Origin of the sequence: Rhodococcus sp. FH8 (assembly GCF_019266085.1) — a bacterium.
Lineage (GTDB): Bacteria > Actinomycetota > Actinomycetes > Mycobacteriales > Mycobacteriaceae > Rhodococcus_F > Rhodococcus_F qingshengii.
Genome location: NZ_LPNQ01000065.1, coordinates 40,523 through 62,511 on the forward strand (window position 1 = coordinate 40,523; position 21,989 = coordinate 62,511).

Here is a 21,989-nt window from a genome sequence, read left to right on the forward strand (position 1 = left end):
GAAACTAGTTGAATCTGTAACTTAAGGCGTTGTTGCAGTTCAGGGACGGTGATGATTTATCACGATTTCCCGTGATAAATCGGATAATGCCGTGAGTCACAGACTTGTGTGCACTTCCGCGTGATGTTCGAAGAATATTATGATCCGCATGCGTCAAAGGGTTAGCACGGAAGCGATAAGGCTTCTGTCTCATATTTTTCGAGGATCTCGTGGAGGTTCGGCAATCAGGCGATCTTGTATCTGGAATCGATTTTCTTCTTAATGAATTTCAAAACGTGTTAGGTCCGCCTATCGAATGCTTTACTCGGAGTATGGATGATCCGGCAATGAATCATCCTCGTTGCGACCACTTGCTGCGCAGAAGCATCAGTGCGGTAAGGGTGAGGCCCCATCCGATTGTGGACAGTGCGACGCCCACGCCTGCCTGTCCGGTGACATCGGCACTGGCGTCGATGCTGAATGCTGTGGTGAATCCTGCAGCAGTGCCGGCAGCGGCCGTCATACCGCCGGCCTTCATCCATCGCGAGCAATGGGCGGAACCGAAACACGCCAGAATCACTGTCAGTCCACAGGCGACGACCTGCCAGGTGGGGAACTGTGTCGGGGCAGGCAGGCCGGGGCCGCGGAATCCGCCTTTGTAGTCGGCTGACCAGCTGAGCCAGCCCACGCAAGACAGAAAGCCCAGTGCAAAGGCCAACAGGCCGGTGCTCCACAGTCCGAGTGAGCCCGATCCCGTGTGCCCGCCGCCGAGGGCGGTCGTGGAGTGCTCCAGGCCAGTTCGTTCCGAACGCCAGATTGTCCAGATGATGCTCGCGCCGATAGTTGCGGGCACGCCGACGAAGATGAATGCAATCCAGAGAAACTGCGGCCAGGAGAACTCGAGATCGACAGTCATGGTCGGAGTATGCGCGTACTTCGAATCATGTGCGCCCATCTGTCAATCTGGCGAGTTGCGGGTCAACCTTCCTCGACCTTCTCCACATGTGTACTTGTAGGGTCCAGGTCGATATTCCGTGTGTTGATCAGTCGAAGCCTGGGAACCGGATCGCCCGTGGTGTCGTCGATCAAGATCGAGTGTGGCTCACCGTCATCGAAGGCGTGGCGCTCTCCCCACTGTCGCAGGCTAATGATCACGATGAACAGATCCATACCGCGTTCGGTCAGGATGTACTCGTTGCGGGTACCTTGCGCGTTCGGTTGGACTTCGAAGATTCCCTGCTCGACAAGGACTTTGAGCCTGTCCGTGAGAATGTTCTTTGCGATGCCCAGGTTTCGTTGAAACTGACTGAATCTCGATGACCCGTCGAAGGCGTCACGCACGATCAGCAGCGACCATCTGTCGCCGATGATGTCGGCCGCTCGGGCCGTCGGGCAGTGCGGGTCCGTCCATTGTGCGCGATCCGGCATCGAGTTCCTCATTGGTTGCGTTTTGAAACTGTATTGACGTAACCTCCAAATGGTATCAAAACGCAACCAAGTTGAGGTGGAAGTGACTGCACGTCATGCTGTCGAGAACGCGCGGGGCAAGTTGAAAATGTCTCGCGGACTTCGCCTGTTGCTCGCAGTGCTCTGCGGGGTCTCGGTAGCCAACATCTACTACGCACAGCCGCTCCTCGGGCAAATAGGCTCGGATCTTTCCATTCCTCCGGCCGGCCTCGGTTTCGTAGTCGCACTCGCCCAACTCGGTTATGTGGTGGGGTTGATCGTGTTGGTGCCATTGAGCGATCTCGTGAATCGAAAGAAATTGATCGCAATCCAGATCGTCGCTGCTGCAACGGGAACGATGCTTGTTGCTCTGGCCACCACGAATCTGCAGCTGTTGATCGGGATGGCGGTCGCAGGCACGTTCTCGGTAGTTGTTCAAGTCATAGTTGCCTATGCTGCGGCAATCAGTGACCCGGACGAGCGGGGCGCAAACATCGGTGTCATCACCAGCGGCGTTGTCGTCGGCATCATCCTCGCTCGGACTGTCGCCGGCGCAGTTGCGGATCTGGCAGGCTGGCGGGCGGTCTACGCGGGATCCACTTTCATTTCGGTACTGGTCGCGGCCGTCGCGCTGACGATGCTGCCGAAAGATCCTAGTTTGCAACACGATAGGCGTTCGTACGTGCGTGCAATGGGGTCTGTCGTGACGTTGACGCTTACGAACCGACTGTTTCGCACCCGGGCCCTGATCGCCTTGTTCCTTTTCGCGTCCTTTGGTGCTTTGTGGAGCGGAATGGCCCTGCCGTTGAGTGAGGAACCATGGCGGTTGTCGACCACACAGATCGGGCTCTTCGGAATCGCAGGATTGGTCGGAGCATTGGGCGCGGTCGGTGCCGGTCGGTGGGCCGATCAAGGCAAAGCGCAACGCGTCACCGGGGCGTCTTTGGTCGTTCTCTTGCTGTCGTGGGTATTCAACGCGCAGGCGACGCACTCGCTGGTGTTACTCGTAGTCGGTGTTGTTGCGTTGGACTTCGCCGTACAGGCTGTTCATGTCACGAGCCAGAATCTGATCGTCGCGAACACACCGGAATCGTCGGGGCAGATCATCGGTAGTTACATGGTGTTCTATTCGTTGGGCAGCGCGGCTGGGGCGGTTTCCACCACTATGGTTTTCGACGCGGCAGGGTGGGGCGCTGCAAGTATTCTCGGCGGCGCCTACGCGTTTGCAGCCTTGATCGCATGGACGATCGATCGATTGCGGACCCGCAACACTCTAGGGAGTTGGGAGCCACGTCCTGGCCGCGACGACCAAGGCGTTCACACCGATGGTCAGGGTCGGCTCGATCACGGGAGCGTAGTGCGGAGAGTGGTTCGACGGCACGGTTCGCAAAGCCGGATCAGTCATGTCACCTGTCGTGAACAGTGAAGGGTCGGTACCGCCCAACAGCCAGTACGACAGTGGCGCACCGGCACTGGTCGCGAGAATGCCGACATCTTCACTACCTGCTCCCGCACCGGGATCGAGAATCTTGTTCGTCCCCAACCATTCGGCAAACGCATCGAGTGTCTTGTCCAGCGCTGCCGGATCATTGACGACGATCGGAAAGTGCTCCGTCTCTGTGATGGTCGGTGAGGTGGGTGCACCGGCGGTGGCCGCTTCGCCCCGGACGATGCGGTCGACGCTGTCCAGGATGCGCTGACGCACACCTGCGTCGTAGCTGCGGATGTTGAGTTGCAGTTCTGCTTCGCCGGGAATGACGTTGGCGGCATCTCCAGCATGGATGGAGCCGACGGTGAGGACAGCTGTGGCAGTACTCGGGACCTCGCGTGAGATGACAGTTTGCAAACGCAACACGGTTTCGGCTGCCATGACCACGGGATCGACCGAGTTCTCCGGCATAGATCCGTGGGCGCCCTTTCCGACCAGTCTCACACGAAGTGAGTCCGATCCCGCATACGAGGGGCCGGCGTGCCCGGCGATCGTGCCTGCCGGTAGCGGCGATACATGTTGTCCAAGAACGATGTCGGGCCTCGGGAATCGCTCGAACAGTCCGTCGTCGACCATGGCTTGCGCACCCGCGCCAAGTTCCTCAGCCGGTTGGAAGACGAGGACAAGAGTGCCAGACCATGTCGTCGTATCGTGAGAGAGGATCCGGGCCGCACCGAGTAAGCAGGTCGTATGCAGGTCATGCCCGCACGCGTGGCTGACCGAGACGGTCTTTCCCTGATCGTCGGTCGTTGTCACGGTACTGGCGTAGTCCAATCCGGTTTCTTCCCGAACCGGGAGGGCGTCCATATCCGCACGCAGCAGCGCTGTGGGGCCCACTCCGTTCTTCAGGACTCCGACGACTCCGGTAGTCCCGACACCGGTGGTGGTGTCGAATCCAAGTGCTGTTAAATGTCTTTCCACCAGACTGGATGATCGTTGCTCGTGAAACCCCAGTTCCGGATGGCTGTGGAGGTCCTTGTACAGGTCGATCAAATCCAGATCCACGGCGATCGTTTCGTGCACTGACGAGGTCATGAGTGTCCTCTCGGTAGCGTCTTTTCAGGCTAACCGGGATGACGGGTCGGTAAACAGGACCTTAGGTCCCACGGTGCCGGTGATGCGGAGTCTGGTGCTACGGCACGTAGAACGATGTGACACCTGGGGTGATGATGGATCCGGCCACGGACAGCACGGCAACAGCGATTTGACCGGTCCCGGTCTGCACGATCGCCTCTGCTGGGACTCCGTTGAGACCGTCCGAGAGCCGAGCGGAGCCGGAGGCCCCGGTCGAAAGGTTCAGCCAGCGCACTTCGGACGAGAGCAGGCATCCCCACCGGCCTTCCTTGCCTCCGGTGATCGTCACCGTGCCGGGTTGTTCACCGACGACAGCTACGCAGCGGACGGCCGGCGCGTCGAAGCTGCCGTTCGGGTTGCCGTACGGCGCAGGGTTGATCTGGAATGGAATGGTCACCGCGGCGGATGCGAGCGCTACCGACGTCAGAGTAGAAGCGATCACGACGGATGTGCAGACGCTCAGTCGGCGAACGAGATTCATCACGGAGGCCTCCAGCCATGTCCAGGTGATTTGCTTGTCTTCCCCGACGTAATGTTTTGGTCGTAGCTTCCCTTCTTGCATCGCCGCATTGAAGACGACAGCCTCACCATATCCGGTTGCACAGGAGAATTCAGGTACTCGTCGCTATTCGCTACATGTGGCGGCCTCAGATGCCGTCCGTCGAACCGCCTCTGCCGTCGTCGAAGCACGTACTACGGCAACCGGTGTTCCGGCTGCGGGATCGAAACTCCAGTCCTGCCGATAGGACTGGAGTAGATCTGGATCTGTGATCATCGCACCTGGCGACAATCGCTGGGCGAGCGTGTTCAAAGCGTCGACATTGACCATGATCTGGTTTCAGCCTTCCGCTCCGAGATGTGAAACTCATTGTGTCCAAGGCATGTCCGTGGACCTGAGAGTTGAAAGTCAGTATCTCGAGTGCGGTTGAGATCCACCGAATATGGCGTACGTCATATGTTGCTGAGGTCGGTCAGTACCTGATCGAAGGCACCGGTACGTCCAGGTGTCACTACCTTCTGAAACAGTGTCAGGACACATTCGTCAAGGGCGTCCGTTGCCGTGAGGGTTCTTCTGGCGACGGTGCTTCTACCGGACCATCGGCCACGTTCCATGTGTGCCAATGCGATTCCGTCACGCCGGGCTGTTGCCTTTCGGCCCGATGAATGAACGAAGAGGTATGTTCTGCCCGCGATATCGACTTCGCACAGCTTGTTCTTGCGGCGCATGGCCTTGGGCTTCTGGTCGATCAGGGTCCCGATCGTTCCGTCGGACAATCGAAGTGATGCAGGTCGGCCTTTGCGGAATGTGAGCCTGGATCGATCCTGCTCGGCTGTTGACGATTTCCTCTTCCGCCCGCCGGCAACGCTCTCCGATCCGTCGTCGGATGCGGGAATCAGTTCGCCTTGAACGTTCCCCGACGGATCGAATATCGATACGGCCGAACCACCTTCAGCAAGGTTGACGAACCAGCCGGTCTCTGTAGGGGTGTTCCATTTCATGTAGATGATTATTCTTCATCAGTGCCGAGGAACATCAGCCGACAGCCCGAGACGAGGATCGCGGTCAGGATTCGACAGTCACCTCGATCACGCCATCGTCGCCGTTGAAGCGAACCGCCGGCCAGTACCCGTCCATGAAATGCAAACCGCACGAGTCTGTCAGACGTTGACAATCGCTTCGACGGCCTGACGGTGAAGAGCCTGGTGCTGCTCGAAGACGTGGCGTAGGCGGGGAAGCATGCCGCGTGCAAGGGTGCCGAGCGTTTCGTCGACGATGCCGAAGCTGGGATTTGTCCTCACGTGAGCAGCGCAGACATCGAAGAAGGCAAGCCGCGATTCTGCTGGGGCGGGCACAACGCCCGACCCGTGGCAGGAGCCGTTCTTCGCCAATCCACTCGCAATGTCCCGCTGACTGGGCATCCGGAACCTTCTGCGCCGCGACTGCCTTAGCGTTCTACGTCGATAACCACGTGAAGGGATTTGTTCAATGGCGAAGAATCAGGCACCCCCCGCGACACAAGCCAAGGACATCGTTGTCGATCTACTGGTGATCGGGTCCGGTACCGGCATGGCTGCCGCCCTCACCGCGAACGAGCTCGGCTTGTCCACGCTGATCGTGGAGAAGACGCAGTACGTTGGCGGTTCGACGGCGCGGTCCGGTGGAGCGTTCTGGATGCCTGCCAACCCGATCTTGGCGAAAGCCGGTGCGGGCGACACCGTTGAGCGCGCGAAGACATACGTGCGGTCGGTGGTCGGTGATACTGCCCCTGCCCAACGTGGGGAGGCATTCGTCGACAACGGTGCGGCCACCGTCGACATGCTTTACCGCACGACGCCCATGAAGTTCTTCTGGGCCAAGGAATACTCCGATTACCACCCCGAACTGCCGGGAGGTAGCGCCGCCGGACGTACCTGCGAGTGCCTGCCGTTCGACGCGTCGGTACTCGGCGCGGAACGCGGTCGCCTGCGGCCCGGTTTGATGGAAGCCGGACTGCCGATGCCGGTGACAGGTGCGGACTACAAGTGGATGAACCTGATGGTGAAGAAGCCGAGCAAGGCTTTCCCTCGCATCATCCGCCGCCTGGCGCAGGGCGTTTACGGCAAGTACGTACTCAAGCGGGAATACATCGCAGGCGGTCAGGCGCTCGCCGCCGGCCTGTTCGCAGGTGTGGTCCAGGCCGGTATCCCGGTGTGGACGGAAACGTCGTTGGTTCGGCTCATCACCGAAGATGGCCGCGTAACGGGTGCAGTTGTGGTGCAAGACGGACGTGAAGTGACGGTGACCGCTCGGCGTGGTGTCGTTCTGGCAGCCGGCGGGTTCGACCACAACATGGAGTGGCGCCACAAGTACCAGTCGGAGAGGCTCGGTGAGCACGAGAGCCTGGGCGCAGAGGGCAACACCGGCGAAGCGATCGAGGCAGCACAAGAGCTCGGCGCAGGTATCGGATCGATGGATCAGTCGTGGTGGTTCCCGGCGGTGGCAAGCATCAAGGGCCGCCCGCCGATGGTGATGCTCGCAGAGCGTGCGCTGCCAGGCTCGTTCATCGTCGACCAGACCGGTCGTCGATTCGTGAACGAGGCGACGGACTACATGTCGTTCGGCCAGCGCGTGCTCGAACGGGAAAAGGCCGGAGATCCGGCCGAGTCGATGTGGTTTGTTTTCGACCAGGAGTACCGCAACAGCTACGTGTTCGCAGGCGGTATCTTCCCCCGTCAGCCGCTTCCGCAGGCATTCTTCGACTCCGGCATCGCGCACAAGGCGAGCAGTCCGGTCGAGCTTGCCCGCAAGGTCGGTCTTCCCGAGGAGGCTTTTGCCGAGTCCTTCGAGAAGTTCAACGAGGCCGCTGCTGCCGGTAGCGATGCGGAATTTGGTCGCGGCGGAAGTGCATACGATCGGTACTACGGCGACCCGACAGTGTCCCCGAACCCGAACCTGAGGAAGCTCGACACGAGTGCCCTCTACGCGGTGAAGATGACGCTCAGCGACCTCGGCACCTGCGGCGGTGTGCAGGCGGACGAGCATGCACGCGTGCTTCGTGAGGACGGCAGCGTGATCGACGGCCTGTACGCGATCGGCAATACTGCGGCCAACGCATTCGGTCACACCTACCCGGGCGCCGGTGCGACGATCGGCCAGGGGCTGGTTTACGGATACATTGCCGCCCACCACGCAGCCGAGAAAGTAGCTTCGACTCAGCAGTAGATCCACTAGGCAACAGATCGCCGAACGGGAGATCAGCACGCGTTTCCGATGCCGGGAACGTGCACTGGTCTCCCGTTCGGCTTGTAGGAGCAATGCCACCCGTATGTCCCATCTCGGTAACGCTGACGCGCCGGGTGACCAAGACGCGGTATCGTCTCCAGAAGTGACATGGGGCACTGGCGATTGTGCGACCAGATGCCATCTACCGAAGGCGCGCCTGATATCGACCGGTCGGGTCGAATGCGCAAAAACAGGTATGTACCCAGGTAATTCAACCGTGGTGTGGAGCGTCGTGAAGCGACAGCGTATGAGGTGATTCCTCATCCGCAACGCAAGGATCTCCATGTTCCACCCCCTTTCCGACCATCCGGGTAGACACCCACCCTGTCGATCTTCGAATGAGAAGCCTTCGGTTTGTTCCGGCATTCGTAGTCCTCGATCAACGATCGATTCAGGCACTGCCTCGATGTAGAACCCGTATCTCCTGTGCTGTCACCAGGAGATACAGACCTGCGGGTCTATGCGCGCGCTCGCGTTCGAGAGCGGTCACCGTACCTCTCTCCATGGCGCGATCCGAACATTTCACTCCAACGGAGTCTTGGTGCGATACACCAAGTAGCTCAGCACGTATTGAGTGCTGTCTGCGGGTAGAGCCTGCACCTGCTCCGAGCACATCAGTCAAGGAAAACATGAGTAAGCACAGAAAACACAAGCCTTCCAGCACAAAACGATTCATCGCCGTAACTGCGGGACTGGGCGCCCTTGTGGGGGCCGGAGCAGTAGCCAATGCAGGTACCGCCGGTGCGCAGGGCTGGTCGGCGAGTTGCAATTGGGAGTGGCCGGTAAGCGGATCACTTTCGCAGGGTTACCACGCGGGACATGACGGAGTCGACTTCGCTGTCAACGTCGGCACCGCGCTCCACGCGCCCACATCGGGCACGATTTCTGTTGCCGGACCCAATGATCCGGGTGGATATGGAACGTACATCCAGTTGGAAGCGGACAGTGGCGAGCAGATTCAGATGGGCCACCTCTCCGAAACATGGGTCGGTGTGGGGCAACACGTCGAGGTAGGCGACGAGATCGGGGCAACGGGTAACACCGGTAGCTCCACCGGCCCACATCTGCATCTCCGCATTCACAGTGGAGGCGCCGTCGATCCCATGTCCTTCCTGAGTTCGATCGGGGCGTGCGATACCGGGTCAAGTATTGTTCCCGCGCCCGCGCCCGCGCCCGCGCCCGCGCCGGCACAGGACGTAGCACCCGAATTTGCACCGGAACCGGCGCCTGCTCCCGTTGTCTACTCTGAGGCATCCGAATCTGTACCGGTAGAAAGCATTCCGGAGTCGGAGACTCCAGCGCCCGGCTCAGAGGTAGTCGTTGCAGCCGGTGATACATTGTTCGACCTCGCGACAGAACGAGGTCTCACCTGGCAGCAGGTGTGGGACATGAATCCGCAGATCGTCAATCCCGATCAGATCCTTGTGGGCGACGTGATCAACTTGTGAGAGTTGATAATTCGATACTGATCCGGAGATGAGTCAACGGCTCGTACACGACCGGTTTCAGTACCCCAGTTGACTCCGAGTTCCACTTCGTGCGCGTGAGCGCTGCAGCCGGGCCGTGCATTTCACGGTCCGGCTGTTTTGCGCGCTCCGAGAAGTGATTCCTACCGAAGTACTGATGTGTGGTGGTTCGCTTCTAGGGCAGCCACGGCCAATCGCTGGGGATCTTGCCGATACTATTGAGCCCGTGAACCGGTCCGCGATCACCTCCCTACATCGACGTTGGTCAGATGAGGGCGTCGATAATTTACGGGCGCAGCTGCTCGATCAGTCGCGGATCGTCAAGCCGCCCCACACTCTCGTCTCCCCATGGGCGGAGACCGATGACGGGCTGATCGATGTGCGTGGCCTGACAGCGGGTAGCGCTGGATTGGACATCCGGTATCTCACGTTGGAACGGATTGATCTGAGTTTCGCTCGGGGTCCGATCTCCGTCTTCGAATCCGAATTATTGGACTGCCGTTTCGATTTCGTGGCACTGACCGGACAGCCCCGTTTCAATCGCCGATTCGAACGGTGCAGTTTCCGGGGTGCGACGCTCTCTCGTCTGGCGCTCGGACCGAGGGTCGTCGATTGCGATTTCACTGGAGCCAAAGCACGCGGGCTCCGCTCCGTGCCCAATACGGTGTTCGAACGATGCGCATTCGACGACACAGACCTGACTGGTGCGCAGTTCGCCGATACCTCATTCGTGGAGTGCACTTTCGGCGGCGCACGATTCTCGGCGGCCACGAGTTTCGTGCGGTGTTCCTTCACCCGGACCGCTGTCGAGTTCTCCGAGGCGCAAGTGTCGCGAACAACGTGTGACGGCACCGCGATTCCGGATCAATGGGAAGGTGAGGCCGATTCAGCAGTCGCACTGGAGCGGTATGCCGGTCGATATGCCCGAGCACTTGGCGTGGGGGATACAGAGGGTATGGCCCTCGATCCTGAAATGGATGATTCGTAAAGGGGGCAGATCGATGACTCGCGGGGTCACGTTCAGGACAGTATTCGGTGGACCGTCGGTGCCGCTTGACTTCATCGAGGAGTTGACTCGGCTCAGACACCGGCTGAGGGGCATCGCGATGCAGTACGACTTCGATCTGTTTGTTGTCGTTGGTGGCGACATCTCCGTGGTGACCGATCCGACCGGGATCCGGCTTCCGCGTGTGTTTCTGGGCAGGCGTACCGCTACGGCGCAGGTACAGATGAACACTGACGACGTGATGGGGGTGCCCGACCCGCGTGCATTTCTGTACACGACGATCCATGCGGCACTGACGGAACTGATCACGCGTGTCTCAGACCGCGACAACGACTTCGATGCGGACGGGGAGCGAGCGAAGATCGAGTTCTTGATCCTCGATGACATTGGCGAGCGCGAATCAAAGCTGTGATGGCAAATGACAAATGCTGCGCTCCCGAATTCGTCAGGCTGTTGTAACTCTCTGGCATCAAACACTGCGGTGACCACTTCACAGAAAATCGCCGGGTGCCGGCAATGGACGAACCTCACTATGAGTTCTGCGGTGCGCGGTAGCGGTGACAAGTAGGTAGCGTTCAGCTGCGGCGTAGTCGGTGATCGATGTTCCGTCGGGCCCGGGGGTTTGAGTGATCAGGTCGAGGTATCGGCGGCGATAGAGGTATGCGTCGGGCTGGGTCAACAGGTACTCCGCGGCAGCGACGACGTCCAGGCTCGGTGCGGCTCGTCTGAGCCGGGTGCGCGCCGGCTGGTACGCAGCTCTGGCGTGTTTGGTCGGCCCGGTGGCCGTGTAGTGCCCGTCGCTGTGGTCGTCGTCTCGGGCATTGTCATTCATATCGTCGCCTTGGTGTGAATGAGCTCGACGTTGCCGTTGTAGTAGCCGAGGACACGGTGATCCATCATCCGCCGCCACAGTGGTGGTACGGCAGCGCAGACGATCATCACCGCGTATCCGGCAGGGAGTTGCGGAGCGGTTGGAGCGCTGCGCAGAGATTGGTAGCGCAGACGCGGATTCGCGTGATGGTCACTGTGTCGTTGTAATTGGTACAGGAACAAATTGGACAAGAGATGATCACTGTTCCAACTGTCTTCGGGCCGGGCTTTGACAAAGCTGCCGTCTTGTCTTCGCGCACGGAGCAATCCGTAGTGTTCGAGGTAGTTTGCGGCCTCGAGGAACGTGATCCCGGCCAAGGCTTGCAGGAGCAGCCAGGGCAGTATCTGCCACCCGAATAAGGTGATCAACGTCCCGAACAGTGCGGCGCTCAGCGACCATGCCTGCACGATGTTGTTTCGAGGCGACAGTGCGGGTGAACCCTGCCGGCGCAGGCGTGCTGATTCGATCCGCCAGCCCGATTTCAGACCTCCGAATACGCTGCGGGGCAGGAATATCCAGAACGATTCCCCGAAACGAGCACTGGCGGGATCGCGCGGCGTCGCAACGTTGACGTGGTGACCGTGATTGTGCTCGATGTAGAAGTGCCCGTAGAACGATTGAGCGAGCACAATTTTCGCCAACCGCCGCTCGAGGCGGCTGCTCTTGTGGCCTAGTTCGTGTGCGGCATTGATACCGACGCCCGCAACGACGCCGACGGTCATCGCCAGTGCGATCTTCTCTCCGGTTGCCATCGGGGCGTGCGCCCAACACCATGCGGCGAAGACGAGGCCAGCGTATTGAAGTGGCACGAACAGGTAGGTACACCAGCGGTAGTAGCGGTCGTCCTGCAATGCCGCGATCACGTTGTCGGGTGGGCTGCGGCCATCTGCGCCGACTGCGACGTCGACGATCGGGATGACGAGAATCAGGATCCAGGCACCGGTCGCCCAGAACAGGCCGAGGTGCAAATATTCGACCAGCAGCCAGGACAGGAAGGGACTCAGCGGGATCAGCAATCCCAACGGCCACCAGTAACGCTTCCGATCCCGCCATGCAGTAGCGTCGACACCTGCTTCGGCGCTCGCTCGAATGTCGTCGGTGTCTGTCATCGAAACTTCTCGAGCACGGGAAAGTGGAATACGGTCATTGCTCTCCAACGGTTCGTGCGGACTTTCGAAGTGGTGTGCTGCGGCGTCTCAGGCGGTTAGGCCAGGTCGGCGAATGCGATGATGTTGTCGTTGTAACTGCGTGCGGTTTCGTCGAAGGATCCACCGCACGTGATGATCCGGAGTCCGGGGTGGTCGATGTCGCCGTATACGACGTCGGTGGGAAAGTCCTCTTTGGGGAAGTGTTCGACACTGGTAGCGGTGAACACTGCGCGACTTCCGTCTTCGCTGGTGACGATGATGTCGGCTCCTGTTTCGAGATTCCGCAGATCGAAGAAGACCCCGTCGGTGCCTTGCCAGTCGACGTGGCCGGCGATGATTGCCGGTCCGACCTCACCGGGTGCGGGAGCGCCGGTGTACCACCCTGCGTCCTTCCCATCCGGTGGGACCTCGAGTGCTCCATCGGTATCGAGTCCGAGATCGATGATGTCGGTGTCGACGCCGATGGACGGGATTTCGAGGCGCGCGGGGCGGTGGTCAGCAGTTACCGGCGCCCTTTCGGGCAGTGCAGAGTCAGTGGCGCGCGGCGCGGATGTGGTGTCTTGTCGAGGCGACGAGTGTGGTTGTGAATTTCCGCTGTCGGATTGTCCACCGGCGCATCCGACCACCGTTACGAGTACTGAAACAGTAAGGGCGAGAGCCGTGATGGCTCGGCGAGTTCGCGGAGCCATCACGGAGTTTTCGTCTTTCATCTATCGACTTGTCCGACGGATGACGAGGGCCGACATAGCCACGACGCTGAAGAAGCCGACGAGCAGGGCGATCCACCCTCCACTGGACTGTCCGCCGCGTTGGGATTGTGTGCTTCCGTCACCGGTGTCGACCGACCCTCGTGGTACCTGCTGCACCTGAGGGGCTCGAACATTCGGGGATTCCGGGCCTACCGGTTGAGTGGTCGGGGTACCCGTTCGAGAAGCTGACGTCGTCGGCACCCGAGACGGGACGGTTACCGTCCCGGGAACGGTGGGAGGTATTCCCGGCAGTGGTGGGAGACCGGGAATCTCGGGTATGGACGGAATGTTTCGGCTGGTCGTGATGATCGGCGGTACGTCCACAGTGGTTGTAGTCGTGCCGTTCGGCCCTGGTGTGGTGGTCGTCGCTTCCACCGGTGTACCAGTCGTGGTTGTAGTCACCTCCGGCGGGACGACCGTCGTGGTTGTAGTCACCTCCGGCGGGACGACCGTCGTGGTTGTAGTCACCACCGGCGGGACCACAGTCGTGGTGGTAGTCGTCGCGGTGTCAGGCGGGACTGTAGTCGTCGTAGTGGTCGGAGTCGTGGTCGTGACAGGAGGCGCACAGGTCGGGATCGTAACGGTGTTCGTATCCAGAGTGACCGCGCCATTGATCGCCAACAGTCGACCCTCGACGGTTGCCTCGGTTGTGGCAGTAATGTCTGTCAGCGCCAACAGGTTTCCTCGGAAGACGGAGTTGGTGCCCAGGGTGGCGGAACTTCCAACCTGCCAGAAAACATTGCACGCCTGCGTTCCGTTGATCAGTGCAACGGTGCTGGACGACGATGTGATCAGCGTTGATCCCGCTTGGAAGACGAAGACTGCATCGGGGTCACCTTGCGCGTCGAGGGTGACGGTTCCCGACAGTGCGATCGACGAACCGGAGTTGTAGACACCCGAAACCAGTGTCCGACCGGTCAAGTCGTCTCCCGTCGGTTGTGTGGGTCCCTGACCGGCAAGAGTGTTGTAGGCAGTCAACACGTCGGGTTTCGCTCCCTGCGATACCGCGTCGCCACCATGATTGGTGCCGGTAATCGTCAGGTCCGATACACCGGTGATGGTTGGAGTCGGATACGTGCCGATATCGCCGCCGAGGGTTGTCGGTCCGGTGTTGGTGATTCCTGCTCCGGCAAGGACTGCAAAGGGCTCAGCGGTGCCGAGTCCGACAGCAGTCGCTTCCGCGCCGGCAGTGCCGGCCGGCAAGACGAGAATGCCGACGGAGAAAACGGAAATCGTTGCAATACCCGAGAATTGAAAGAACCGCGAGCGTCGTGTTGCGGTGGGTGCTGTCATGTTCTGTTCATCTTCGATCCTTTGAAGAAGGGACTCATGCGACGAAAGTGAGTCCGTACGTCCGCGCCGACTCCGGCGCCGGGACGTATCGATGAGCGCCCACGTAAATCCGGACATTCCGGGTATACGATGTGTGTATACGTTGTATGCATAGGGCGTATCCGAACAGTAAACCAGCCGTACTGTTCTGTCAACGCGTAGGCATACGATGTATGTTTTGTGGATGACCGGACACTCGCCAGATCGCACTAAGGGTTTGATTCCCGCCGCGGACCGCGAGGAGCCCCTCACCAGGGCGCTCGTACTCTCGACGGCGTTGGCGATCATCGACGAGGAAGGTGCCGACGGCCTCTCCATGCGCCGACTGGGCAAAGCGCTCGACAGAAATCCGATGACTCTCTACAGGTACGCGGCCAACAAGGCGGCCCTGCTGGACGGGGTCGTCGAGACCGTGCTCGAACAACTGGTCGTCGACCCGTCCGATCGCGACTGGAGGGGGCAGCTGCACGCAGTTGCGTACGGGTATCGCCGCCTCGCGCTCGCGCACCCCAACGTGGTTCCTTTGCTGGTCACTCGGCCGCTGTCCACCCCGCTCGGATTGCGTCCTCCCGGGACGTTGCGCTACGTCGAAGCGATTCTCGAACTGCTGATACGGGCCGGTTTCACTCCTGAAGACGCATTACACATCTACCGAGCAGTGTTCGGCTTCCTCAACGGGCACATTCTCAACGAGCTTCAGGAAATAGTCGAAAATCCCGAGGAGACGGACGATCTCTTGCGGCTCGGTCTGCATCGGCTTGCGCTTGCCGAGTTTCCGAGACTGCGGTCGATGGCTACGATCATGGCTCACTACGACGGGCAGGACGAACTCGAGCGCGGTCTGGCAATCCTTCTGGAGGGTCTGGCGACGGCATCTCCTCCGACGAGGGTTGAGGGCTGACCACTTTCAGTTTGGGTATAGACATGAGACGACCTCGACGGCCACACAATTCAGGGGACCGACGAGGTCGGTAAGCGTCAGCGCAGTCACTGACGTCTACATTTCAACCGTACGAGTCACGGTTGGCAGGTGGCGGCGAGCTTCGTCCTTGTTGTGTGAGTGTTTCGTCCTGCTTCGCCCATTTCGGGCGGTTCCTGACCTGCTGCAGGTGATGGCTCTTCGGTTCGGCCGGAATGCTTCATCGAGCTGAACGTGTGTAGAGCGCCTGTAAATGCCGTCCGTCCGCCTCGGTGGACGGACGGAAGGCATCAATTCATTTGTGGGTGACCGTATTCGGCGAACACGGTCTGGTTTTGTCAGGGTTGAAATTCTTCGTTGGTGGGGTTCTCGGGCGGGGTGGCCGCGAGGATGCGCTTCCACCAGCCTTGCCGCTGCGGGTCTTCGTTCCAGACGACCGGTTCAGCCAGAGCTGCGGCGGGGGCCATGATTGGCGCGAGCATTGTGGACCTCCTGGATGAAAGGCTCTCGTACAGTCGATTTCGTGCCAAGCCGTTCAGGTCAGGCTTCGATCTGTCCTTGGGTTTTCACCTCGGAGTTTGCGGTGCGGGACGGCGGTCCCGACGAGATTTCGATCCGCCGCGGTTTCGCCTTCTCTGCGATCGGTAAGGTCACGGTCAACACGCCGTTGTCGTATGAGGCGACGATCCGTTCGGAATCGATGTCCTCACTGATGGACAGCTGCCTTCTGTATGTTCCTGTGAAACGCTCACCGGCCAGCCACGTCACTCCCTCTTCGGAAATGGCGCTGCGGTGCGCGGTCAGGGTGAGGGTCGAGCCGTCTACCTGTACGTCCACTGATCCTGGGTCGACGCCGGGAAGATCGGCGTGAAGGACGTAGTGGTCATCGATCTTGTAGAGGTCCATCGGCATGAAGCGTGGACTTCGGCTGCTGCCGGTTCCGGTGGCAAGCAGGGACTTGGTGATCGCGTCGATGTCGGTGAAAGGATCGAAACGAAGCACAGCAACACACCTCCCGTATCGTCTAAGAAAGGTCACCGTCACCTCGACGGCGACCGAACTTACTGTGCGAGAACATGATAACCAGCCAAACTGGCACTCTGCAACCTCGAGTGCCAGATTTTTTCGGTGAACTTCGGTCCAATTTTCGGAAGTATCCGAAATGGCGCGATCAGTTCGCCAGGGATGTCAGAGGGTCCGGCGAAACACCTTGTCTTCGTCGACTGTGACGGCACCGGATGCGATGAGTCGTTCGAGGTGTAGCTGAGCTGTCCGTCGTTCGACGGCGTCGACGTACGGGGCCGATACGTGGGGGCGGTAGACGAGTCGATGAGCGACTATATCTTCCAAGAGTTTTGGTTCGCCGAGGAATTGGATGAGACGGTCCTCGCGGCTCAGTAATTTGTCGCGGTATGCGGACAACCGGCGACGGAACTCGTCGCTGCCCTCGACCACGCCCTTCTGATGGAATGTTCCGTACCAGCGTGCGTCGATCGTTGCGACGTGGTCGATGGAGTCGAGGAAGTCGTTGACGCTGCTACCCAGGTCGCCGTACATCGGGCCGAAGGAGGTGAGGTCGATGTCGGCAACGTAGAAGAAGCCGTCTGGTTCGACGAGGACCCCGCAGTGTCCGCGGGTGTGCCCTGGCAAATGAATGACTGTCGCAGTGCGGTCGCCGAGGTCGAAGACGTGGCCGCCCGCGATCCCCGACACGTCCTCGTGGGTCGGGGGTATGCCGTATTGCGTAGCAATCGACTGCTGGACCTCGACTCGTTCGTTCGGAGGAAGGCCGTAATTGGTGAGCATCGTGTCGAGGGATGCGACTGCGGGTGCGTCGAGATGGTGCGCATAGGCCGGGGTGTCGAAATGGCGTAGTCCGGCGATGTGGTCCTCGTGCCCGTGGCTGACGAATACGAGGTCTGCGCCGACGGGATCGCGGTCGAGGGAGAGCGAAGGGTCGATCACGAGCGTGCTTTCAGATCCGTGCACTACCACGGTGTTCCCGTAGGGGACGGCACCACCGTTCGCAGGAACCAGTACCGAGACCTTGCCGAATTCTGCAGGTGTGAACATCTTTCGCCTTCCTCGTGACGATCGTGTCGTGACGACACCGGCTTGCAGGCTCGAATCAGTGGAGATGTTGTCGAGACGTCTCGACAGTATCCGTTGCCCAAGCGGCGAGGTGCATCGGATAGTGGCAGTAGATCCAGTCAGTGTGCAGTGCCGGCTATTTCGTCGAGAGTCCGTTCGACGGCTCGGGCGATCTTGCTTGCAGGTGGGAGATGCTCGGCATCGGCCTGGATTCCGATCCAGAATGTGTCGTTGTAGGACGCTGCGGTGAAGCCGACGCGGACATTGCCCGCCAACGGGCCCAGAGGCCAGAGTTCGACTAGCGCTGCCCCGTCGAGCGTGAGCGGGCCGCGCGGTCCATGGACGTTGGACACGACTGCACCGATCATGTGCTGCCGCTTTGCGAGCTTGTCGAAAACGCCGGCGATACGCGGTGACCGAAAGGTTGTTCCCGCAGCGCGTGCGGAAGGTTTGGCCGCAGCGGTTTGCTTCGCGACGATCGCGACTGTGCGTTGTGGGTCGGTTTCACGAAGTGGAAGGTCGATGATCATGAACCCGACGGCATTGCGTGCGCTACCGATCGCTGTGACTGCGACGGGTACCGATACCGCAATCGACTTGGGGATGGGCTCGCCGCATTCTTGGAGGATGAATCGCAGTCCGCCGCCCACCGCAACGAGATAGGCATCGTTCAAAGTGCCTCCCACTTGCTGCGCGGCATGCTCGATCAGAGAGGTGCGGACGTTGACGGACGAGATCGATCTCGTGGGACCAATGGCGCCCAGCAACACCCGTGATCGGATTGGCCGGTGCAGGAAAGTACCGATTCGAAATCGGAGGAGGTCGAGGGAACCGGCGGCCTTCGGAGGGATGTTCGGCACGGGAGCGCCCGGGTCGGTACTTTTCGAATCAGGTGAGGCGAACAAGCGCTCGAAAAGGTCGCTGGCTCTGGCGCCGTCGAGAACCGCGTGATGCACTCGGATGACAATGCCGCACAGACCCGGTCGAGCTGCAGGAACGAAGGCGATGTGCCACAACGGTCGGGTGGTGTCGAGGGGTTGCATCACGAGTCGACCACAGACGGATTCGAAGTCGGGTTCTGTAGGCCCGCGTTCGTCAAGCGAGAGATGGAGGTCGAAGTCGATGTCGTTTTCCGTCCACCACCATGACCCGTTCCGCATGATCGGTCGCTGCCGCAGTAACGGCTCCTGCGCGATGTGAGCGGCGAGAGTGCGGTGAAGTCGCACTAGATCAGGTCGACCGTCTCGATCGACGAAGCCACCAGGAGCGAGCAGTCCGGCAATAGTGACCAGGTAGGGCTGGACGTGCACACCGAGCTGGAGGCTCGCAGCGTCGACGGGTGATATCGGCACGTCGGGTGTGGTGTCGACCATCTGCTGAGCCTAATCGAGGCGACACGGTGGACGGCGCTGGTTTCGGCTAGCGGATCACCAAGTCGTGGTCGGTGGCGCTGAGCGTGATCGCGGCAATGGGGTTTCCGCGCATCCAGTCCTGCACGAACGCGTCCAGAGCGGGGTTCGATGCCCGATCCGCGTACGCGTCCGACGGGATCTCGATTGCCCCGACGAGGTGGCGCGGATCGGCATCGAGGCCGGATGCGCGGGGAGTCATCCGTAGTCCGTCGGCGGTGTGCAGGACGACCGGAAGAACCGTGCCATCCGGTGCAGTCACGGTCGCGGTCCGCGTGGTGGCGACCGGGTCGAAATGGTCCACATCCAGTCGGTATCCGGACGGTTGTGCGGGCTGGCCGATCGCGTCGAGCATGCGCGGATCCACCACAGAGTACGGAAACCCGATGTCGATCAGAGTCTGACCGTCGATGGCACCGTCGCGGGCGGGCAAGGTCGTGGACAAGTGCCAGGGGGCAGCGGGGGACAGGGTATCCGTCGACCGGTCTGTCGGCGCGTTTTCGATCAGTGTGCCGAGGAGGGACGCGCCGGTCGGCGTGAACTCCCAGGCATCCCCGACGAGATCCTTGTGCCAGAAGCCGGATTCGGCGCCGCGGAGACCCTCGACGCGCAACTCCCGCCGGTTCGGGCCGGGACCGAGTGAGTGCACACTGATCGCGGATGTGACTTCACCGGGAATTTTGGGCTGGTGCACCCAGTCTGGGGCCGGAAGTCGGATCGCGGCGGTGCTGCGGTCGAGTGTTTCGGCCACGAGGTTGGGTGCCGACGGCTTGTCCGACTGATCTTCCCAGCTGTAGCGGAAGAAGATCGAGTCCGATCCCGAAGAATCGAAATCAAATGTGCGGGTGTATATGTCGCCGTACTTGTTCATCACGAAAGTGGTTGATCCGGCCGCCGACAGCGAGTCCGCCTGGAATCGCCCGCCGAGCGGGCCGCCGATCTCGTAGCTGTCGTCGTTGGGCAGCCACGGGTCCGCGTAGGTTATCCGGCTGCCGTCCCCGGTCAACGTGGGGATCATCGTCATCTTGGCGAGTCCGACGAAGTGAATCCGTCCTGCGACGTCGGTGAAAGTTTGGTTGTCCCAAGGCGACGAGACGCTCAGTGCCCACCCGTTCGGGTGGTCTCCGGGGAGTTGTCGGCCGGGACCGCTCCACAGCGGTGCGCCCCATGCCGAGGTCCAATTCCACACCAGCGGATCCTGGGATGCGTTGTCCATCGTGTAGATCCAGCCGTTGTCGTCGACCGCGACGAGTTCGTCGTCGTCCAGTGATATCCCGACCAGTCGTCCACGCAGGCACTCGGGCATCGGCACGAAACGCCACGGTTGAGCCGTTGATGCGCCTGTCTCTCGCGGCCGAGCGAGTAAGTCGTGGTCGACTAGCGCGAAGTCCCAGAAACGATTGAATTGCGTAGTTGGCGTGCGGATCTGGACCGAGCTGGGGGCGGTTGAACCGGTGAATGTCGGTAGGTTTGCCAACCCGACTCGACCTCCACCGGAGGGCGCACCTGGTGGCAGTTGGGCGGTTCCGAATGATATGCAACTGGCCGGCCCAGGTTCGGTGGGCGCGGCAGCGGCGAGGGGAGTGGACCACAGGAGGGCGGCGGAGAGTAGGACGCCGACGCTCAGCAGTCGCGGGCGGTGCGGGTGCGAAACTCCACTCGCGGTCTCGTTCACCGTCCGATTGTCGCATGATCGGCACGTTGAATCTGAGAATTGTGAGGTTTGTCCATCTGTGTCGGTTGCGGCGAGAGTGCCGATCGCTGCGTTGGTTGTTGTGAGTGGAACGAGAGTGCTTGTACTGCAAAGGTATTCGCCGTGTAGCTGAGTTTTGCCATGACCTGCAGATACGGTGGGGTGATGAGAAGGCCGAAGTCGCTGGGTGAATGGTTGGTAGCTGACCCTCCGGAGTCGTCCAAGCCACCGGGGCCGATTCTTTTGGCATTCACCGTTGTTCCGCTCATTGCGTTGGTCTGCCGGCATTACGGTTGGTGGCCTTCGCCGTTCGGGGAGTACAGATGGTTGGATCCCTTCCTCGTCAGCGCCGCGGCTCTGCTCATCTTGATCGTGGTCGGTCTGGTGTGGGCGATCCGCACCCTCTATGTCCTTGGCCAGGACCGGCGGTGGTCGTGGTGGATTCTGTCCTCCCCGATCGCCGTCATCGCTGCAGTAGCTCTGGTGTTGTTGATGCCGCCGGCAACTTTCCTCGACAAGAGCGGAGAGTTCGAGACCATCGCGATTGGTCTTTTGGAGCAGCCTGAATCGACCGTGGAAGAGCTCGAGATCGGCCAGTTCGATATCAGTAGTGCCCATGTCGTGCGGCCGGATGAGGTCTACTTCATCGACAACGACAGCATGTTCATCACCTCGAGTGGGTGGGTGTACTCGCCCAGCGGCCCACCATCGGGGTTCGATGATTTCTCCGCAACTCACCTCGGCGGACCTTGGTACGAGTTCACGGCGGTATGGCGTGACTGATAAATCGAGTGGCCTGTAACGCAGGCCTGTAGCTACCATCGCGGTGTGGATACGTACACGGTGACGCCCCATGGGCGTGAGGGGGTTGTCGGCGTCGTCTTCGCCGGCGACAGATAGCGCATTTCGGACCCGACAGCACTTGGTGCTGATCGGGCCATGAGCTGTACCTACCTTCACCGAGCCACGATTGGTATACACCCATGATCATTTTGACCGATACATCTATTCGTTCCAGCCTCGTCAACGCGAGTCGTAAGGAGAAGTCCGATCTCACCCTGCCGGACGGTTTCGGCACCATCGACTTCGACGCTCTCGACTACCTGGGCTGGCGAGATCCGAAAATGGGCCGACGCGCCTACGCGATCGTCCCGACACTCGACGGGGAGACCATCGGAGTCTTGCTCGTTCAAGCCGAGGCCACTCCGCGATCGCGCGCCCAGTGCTCCTGGTGCCGCGACACGCGACTCCCCAACGAGGTCGTCTTCTACGGCGCCAAGTTGGCCGGGCCCGCCGGTCGACGTGGCAGCACGGTCGGAACACTGATCTGCCGAGACTTCCAGTGCTCGTCCAATGTTCGTAACGACCCCCCGCTCCCGTATGCCGGCTACGATGCCGCCGCTGCGCGCCAGAACCGGAAAGATGAACTGGTGCTGCGGGCTTCGAGTTTTGTCGAGCGGGTGGCTCGGCAGTAGAGCGGACCAAATCGGGGACGAGGTAGCACCCTGTTGCGACGTTCGTCCCCCTTCCTGACTCAGGGAGGGGGACGAGCTG

At 60.6% G+C, this 21,989-nt stretch carries 22 protein-coding genes and 1 pseudogene; 8 read left to right on the forward strand and 15 right to left on the reverse strand.

Going from position 1 to position 21,989, the window contains the following annotated elements:
* Nucleotides 1-331: 331 nt before the first annotated feature.
* Nucleotides 332-934: a hypothetical protein gene (locus tag ATN38_RS14490; RefSeq protein ID WP_116057128.1), complete on the reverse strand. Its 603-nt coding sequence runs from the start codon at nt 932-934 to the stop codon at nt 332-334.
* A gap of 23 nt (nt 935-957) precedes the next feature.
* On the reverse strand, nt 958-1,407 hold the full coding sequence (locus ATN38_RS14495) for a helix-turn-helix domain-containing protein (protein WP_007726458.1): 450 nt from the start codon (nt 1,405-1,407) through the stop codon (nt 958-960).
* 127 nt (nt 1,408-1,534) lie between these two features.
* Between ATN38_RS14495 and ATN38_RS14500 the strand changes: the two are divergent.
* A pseudogene (locus ATN38_RS14500) lies at nt 1,535-2,632 on the forward strand (MFS transporter); the annotation flags it as partial.
* Nucleotides 2,633-2,698: 66 nt separating this feature from the next.
* On the opposite strand, the gene ATN38_RS14505 reads toward ATN38_RS14500, so the two are convergent.
* The 4 genes from ATN38_RS14505 to ATN38_RS14520 form a co-directional block, all read right to left on the reverse strand.
* Nucleotides 2,699-3,949: an amidohydrolase gene (locus tag ATN38_RS14505; RefSeq protein WP_116057127.1), complete on the reverse strand. Its 1,251-nt coding sequence runs from the start codon at nt 3,947-3,949 to the stop codon at nt 2,699-2,701.
* A gap of 97 nt (nt 3,950-4,046) precedes the next feature.
* The gene (locus ATN38_RS14510) at nt 4,047-4,469 is read right to left on the reverse strand and encodes a hypothetical protein (protein ID WP_116058204.1); all 423 of its coding nucleotides are present in this window, start codon (nt 4,467-4,469) and stop codon (nt 4,047-4,049) included.
* A gap of 470 nt (nt 4,470-4,939) precedes the next feature.
* Nucleotides 4,940-5,488: a hypothetical protein gene (locus ATN38_RS14515; RefSeq protein WP_003943619.1), complete on the reverse strand. Its 549-nt coding sequence runs from the start codon at nt 5,486-5,488 to the stop codon at nt 4,940-4,942.
* 159 nt (nt 5,489-5,647) lie between these two features.
* Complete coding sequence (locus ATN38_RS14520) at nt 5,648-5,908, reverse strand: hypothetical protein (protein ID WP_136472433.1); 261 nt, start codon at nt 5,906-5,908, stop codon at nt 5,648-5,650.
* A gap of 67 nt (nt 5,909-5,975) precedes the next feature.
* Between ATN38_RS14520 and ATN38_RS14525 the strand changes: the two genes are divergently transcribed.
* The 4 genes from ATN38_RS14525 to ATN38_RS14540 all read left to right on the forward strand — a co-directional run bounded on the left by ATN38_RS14525 (nt 5,976) and on the right by ATN38_RS14540 (nt 10,635).
* The gene (locus ATN38_RS14525) at nt 5,976-7,691 is read left to right on the forward strand and encodes a 3-ketosteroid-delta-1-dehydrogenase (protein ID WP_075832435.1); all 1,716 of its coding nucleotides are present in this window, start codon (nt 5,976-5,978) and stop codon (nt 7,689-7,691) included.
* Between the two features lie 689 nt (nt 7,692-8,380).
* The gene (locus ATN38_RS14530) at nt 8,381-9,199 is read left to right on the forward strand and encodes a peptidoglycan DD-metalloendopeptidase family protein (RefSeq protein ID WP_256931834.1); all 819 of its coding nucleotides are present in this window, start codon (nt 8,381-8,383) and stop codon (nt 9,197-9,199) included.
* A 244-nt stretch (nt 9,200-9,443) separates the two neighbouring features.
* On the forward strand, nt 9,444-10,205 hold the full coding sequence (locus ATN38_RS14535; RefSeq protein WP_218748164.1) for a pentapeptide repeat-containing protein: 762 nt from the start codon (nt 9,444-9,446) through the stop codon (nt 10,203-10,205).
* A gap of 13 nt (nt 10,206-10,218) precedes the next feature.
* Complete coding sequence (locus tag ATN38_RS14540; protein WP_042452357.1) at nt 10,219-10,635, forward strand: hypothetical protein; 417 nt, start codon at nt 10,219-10,221, stop codon at nt 10,633-10,635.
* Nucleotides 10,636-10,713: 78 nt separating this feature from the next.
* On the opposite strand, the gene ATN38_RS14545 is transcribed toward ATN38_RS14540, so the two are convergent.
* The 4 genes from ATN38_RS14545 to ATN38_RS14560 all read right to left on the reverse strand — a co-directional run bounded on the left by ATN38_RS14545 (nt 10,714) and on the right by ATN38_RS14560 (nt 14,284).
* Entirely contained in the window at nt 10,714-11,055 is a 342-nt protein-coding gene (locus tag ATN38_RS14545; protein ID WP_003943650.1) for a hypothetical protein, read from the reverse strand.
* Nucleotides 11,052-12,203 (reverse strand): alkane 1-monooxygenase, encoded by a 1,152-nt coding sequence (locus tag ATN38_RS14550; RefSeq protein WP_042453481.1) that lies wholly within the window; start codon nt 12,201-12,203, stop codon nt 11,052-11,054. Before ATN38_RS14550 ends, ATN38_RS14545 begins: the two co-directional genes overlap by 4 nt.
* Before the next feature lie 95 nt (nt 12,204-12,298).
* The gene (locus ATN38_RS14555) at nt 12,299-12,952 is read right to left on the reverse strand and encodes a class F sortase (RefSeq protein ID WP_042452354.1); all 654 of its coding nucleotides are present in this window, start codon (nt 12,950-12,952) and stop codon (nt 12,299-12,301) included.
* Nucleotides 12,953-14,284: an ice-binding family protein gene (locus ATN38_RS14560; RefSeq protein WP_218748165.1), complete on the reverse strand. Its 1,332-nt coding sequence runs from the start codon at nt 14,282-14,284 to the stop codon at nt 12,953-12,955. It lies immediately after the preceding gene.
* A gap of 223 nt (nt 14,285-14,507) precedes the next feature.
* Here ATN38_RS14560 and ATN38_RS14565 point away from each other — a divergent pair, with 223 nt between their 5' ends.
* Entirely contained in the window at nt 14,508-15,224 is a 717-nt protein-coding gene (locus ATN38_RS14565) for a TetR/AcrR family transcriptional regulator C-terminal domain-containing protein (protein ID WP_042452349.1), read from the forward strand.
* Nucleotides 15,225-15,580: 356 nt separating this feature from the next.
* Here ATN38_RS14565 and ATN38_RS14570 read toward each other — a convergent pair whose 3' ends face one another.
* The 5 genes from ATN38_RS14570 to ATN38_RS14590 all read right to left on the reverse strand — a co-directional run bounded on the left by ATN38_RS14570 (nt 15,581) and on the right by ATN38_RS14590 (nt 20,417).
* Nucleotides 15,581-15,724, reverse strand: a complete 144-nt coding sequence (locus ATN38_RS14570) for a hypothetical protein (RefSeq protein ID WP_193595562.1) — start codon at nt 15,722-15,724, stop codon at nt 15,581-15,583.
* A 58-nt stretch (nt 15,725-15,782) separates the two neighbouring features.
* The gene (locus tag ATN38_RS14575) at nt 15,783-16,244 is read right to left on the reverse strand and encodes an Hsp20/alpha crystallin family protein (RefSeq protein ID WP_007726499.1); all 462 of its coding nucleotides are present in this window, start codon (nt 16,242-16,244) and stop codon (nt 15,783-15,785) included.
* 186 nt (nt 16,245-16,430) lie between these two features.
* On the reverse strand, nt 16,431-17,315 hold the full coding sequence (locus ATN38_RS14580; RefSeq protein ID WP_064074896.1) for an MBL fold metallo-hydrolase: 885 nt from the start codon (nt 17,313-17,315) through the stop codon (nt 16,431-16,433).
* Between the two features lie 137 nt (nt 17,316-17,452).
* Nucleotides 17,453-18,706, reverse strand: a complete 1,254-nt coding sequence (locus ATN38_RS14585; protein ID WP_218748166.1) for a wax ester/triacylglycerol synthase domain-containing protein — start codon at nt 18,704-18,706, stop codon at nt 17,453-17,455.
* 46 nt (nt 18,707-18,752) lie between these two features.
* Nucleotides 18,753-20,417, reverse strand: a complete 1,665-nt coding sequence (locus ATN38_RS14590; protein ID WP_257216675.1) for a hypothetical protein — start codon at nt 20,415-20,417, stop codon at nt 18,753-18,755.
* Between the two features lie 183 nt (nt 20,418-20,600).
* Between ATN38_RS14590 and ATN38_RS14595 the strand changes: the two genes are divergently transcribed.
* Together ATN38_RS14595 and ATN38_RS14600 are read left to right on the forward strand one after the other, a co-directional pair.
* Nucleotides 20,601-21,218, forward strand: a complete 618-nt coding sequence (locus ATN38_RS14595) for a DUF1109 domain-containing protein (protein WP_042452341.1) — start codon at nt 20,601-20,603, stop codon at nt 21,216-21,218.
* A gap of 200 nt (nt 21,219-21,418) precedes the next feature.
* Nucleotides 21,419-21,910 (forward strand): FBP domain-containing protein, encoded by a 492-nt coding sequence (locus ATN38_RS14600; protein WP_007726512.1) that lies wholly within the window; start codon nt 21,419-21,421, stop codon nt 21,908-21,910.
* The last annotated feature ends 79 nt before the right edge of the window (nt 21,911-21,989 follow it).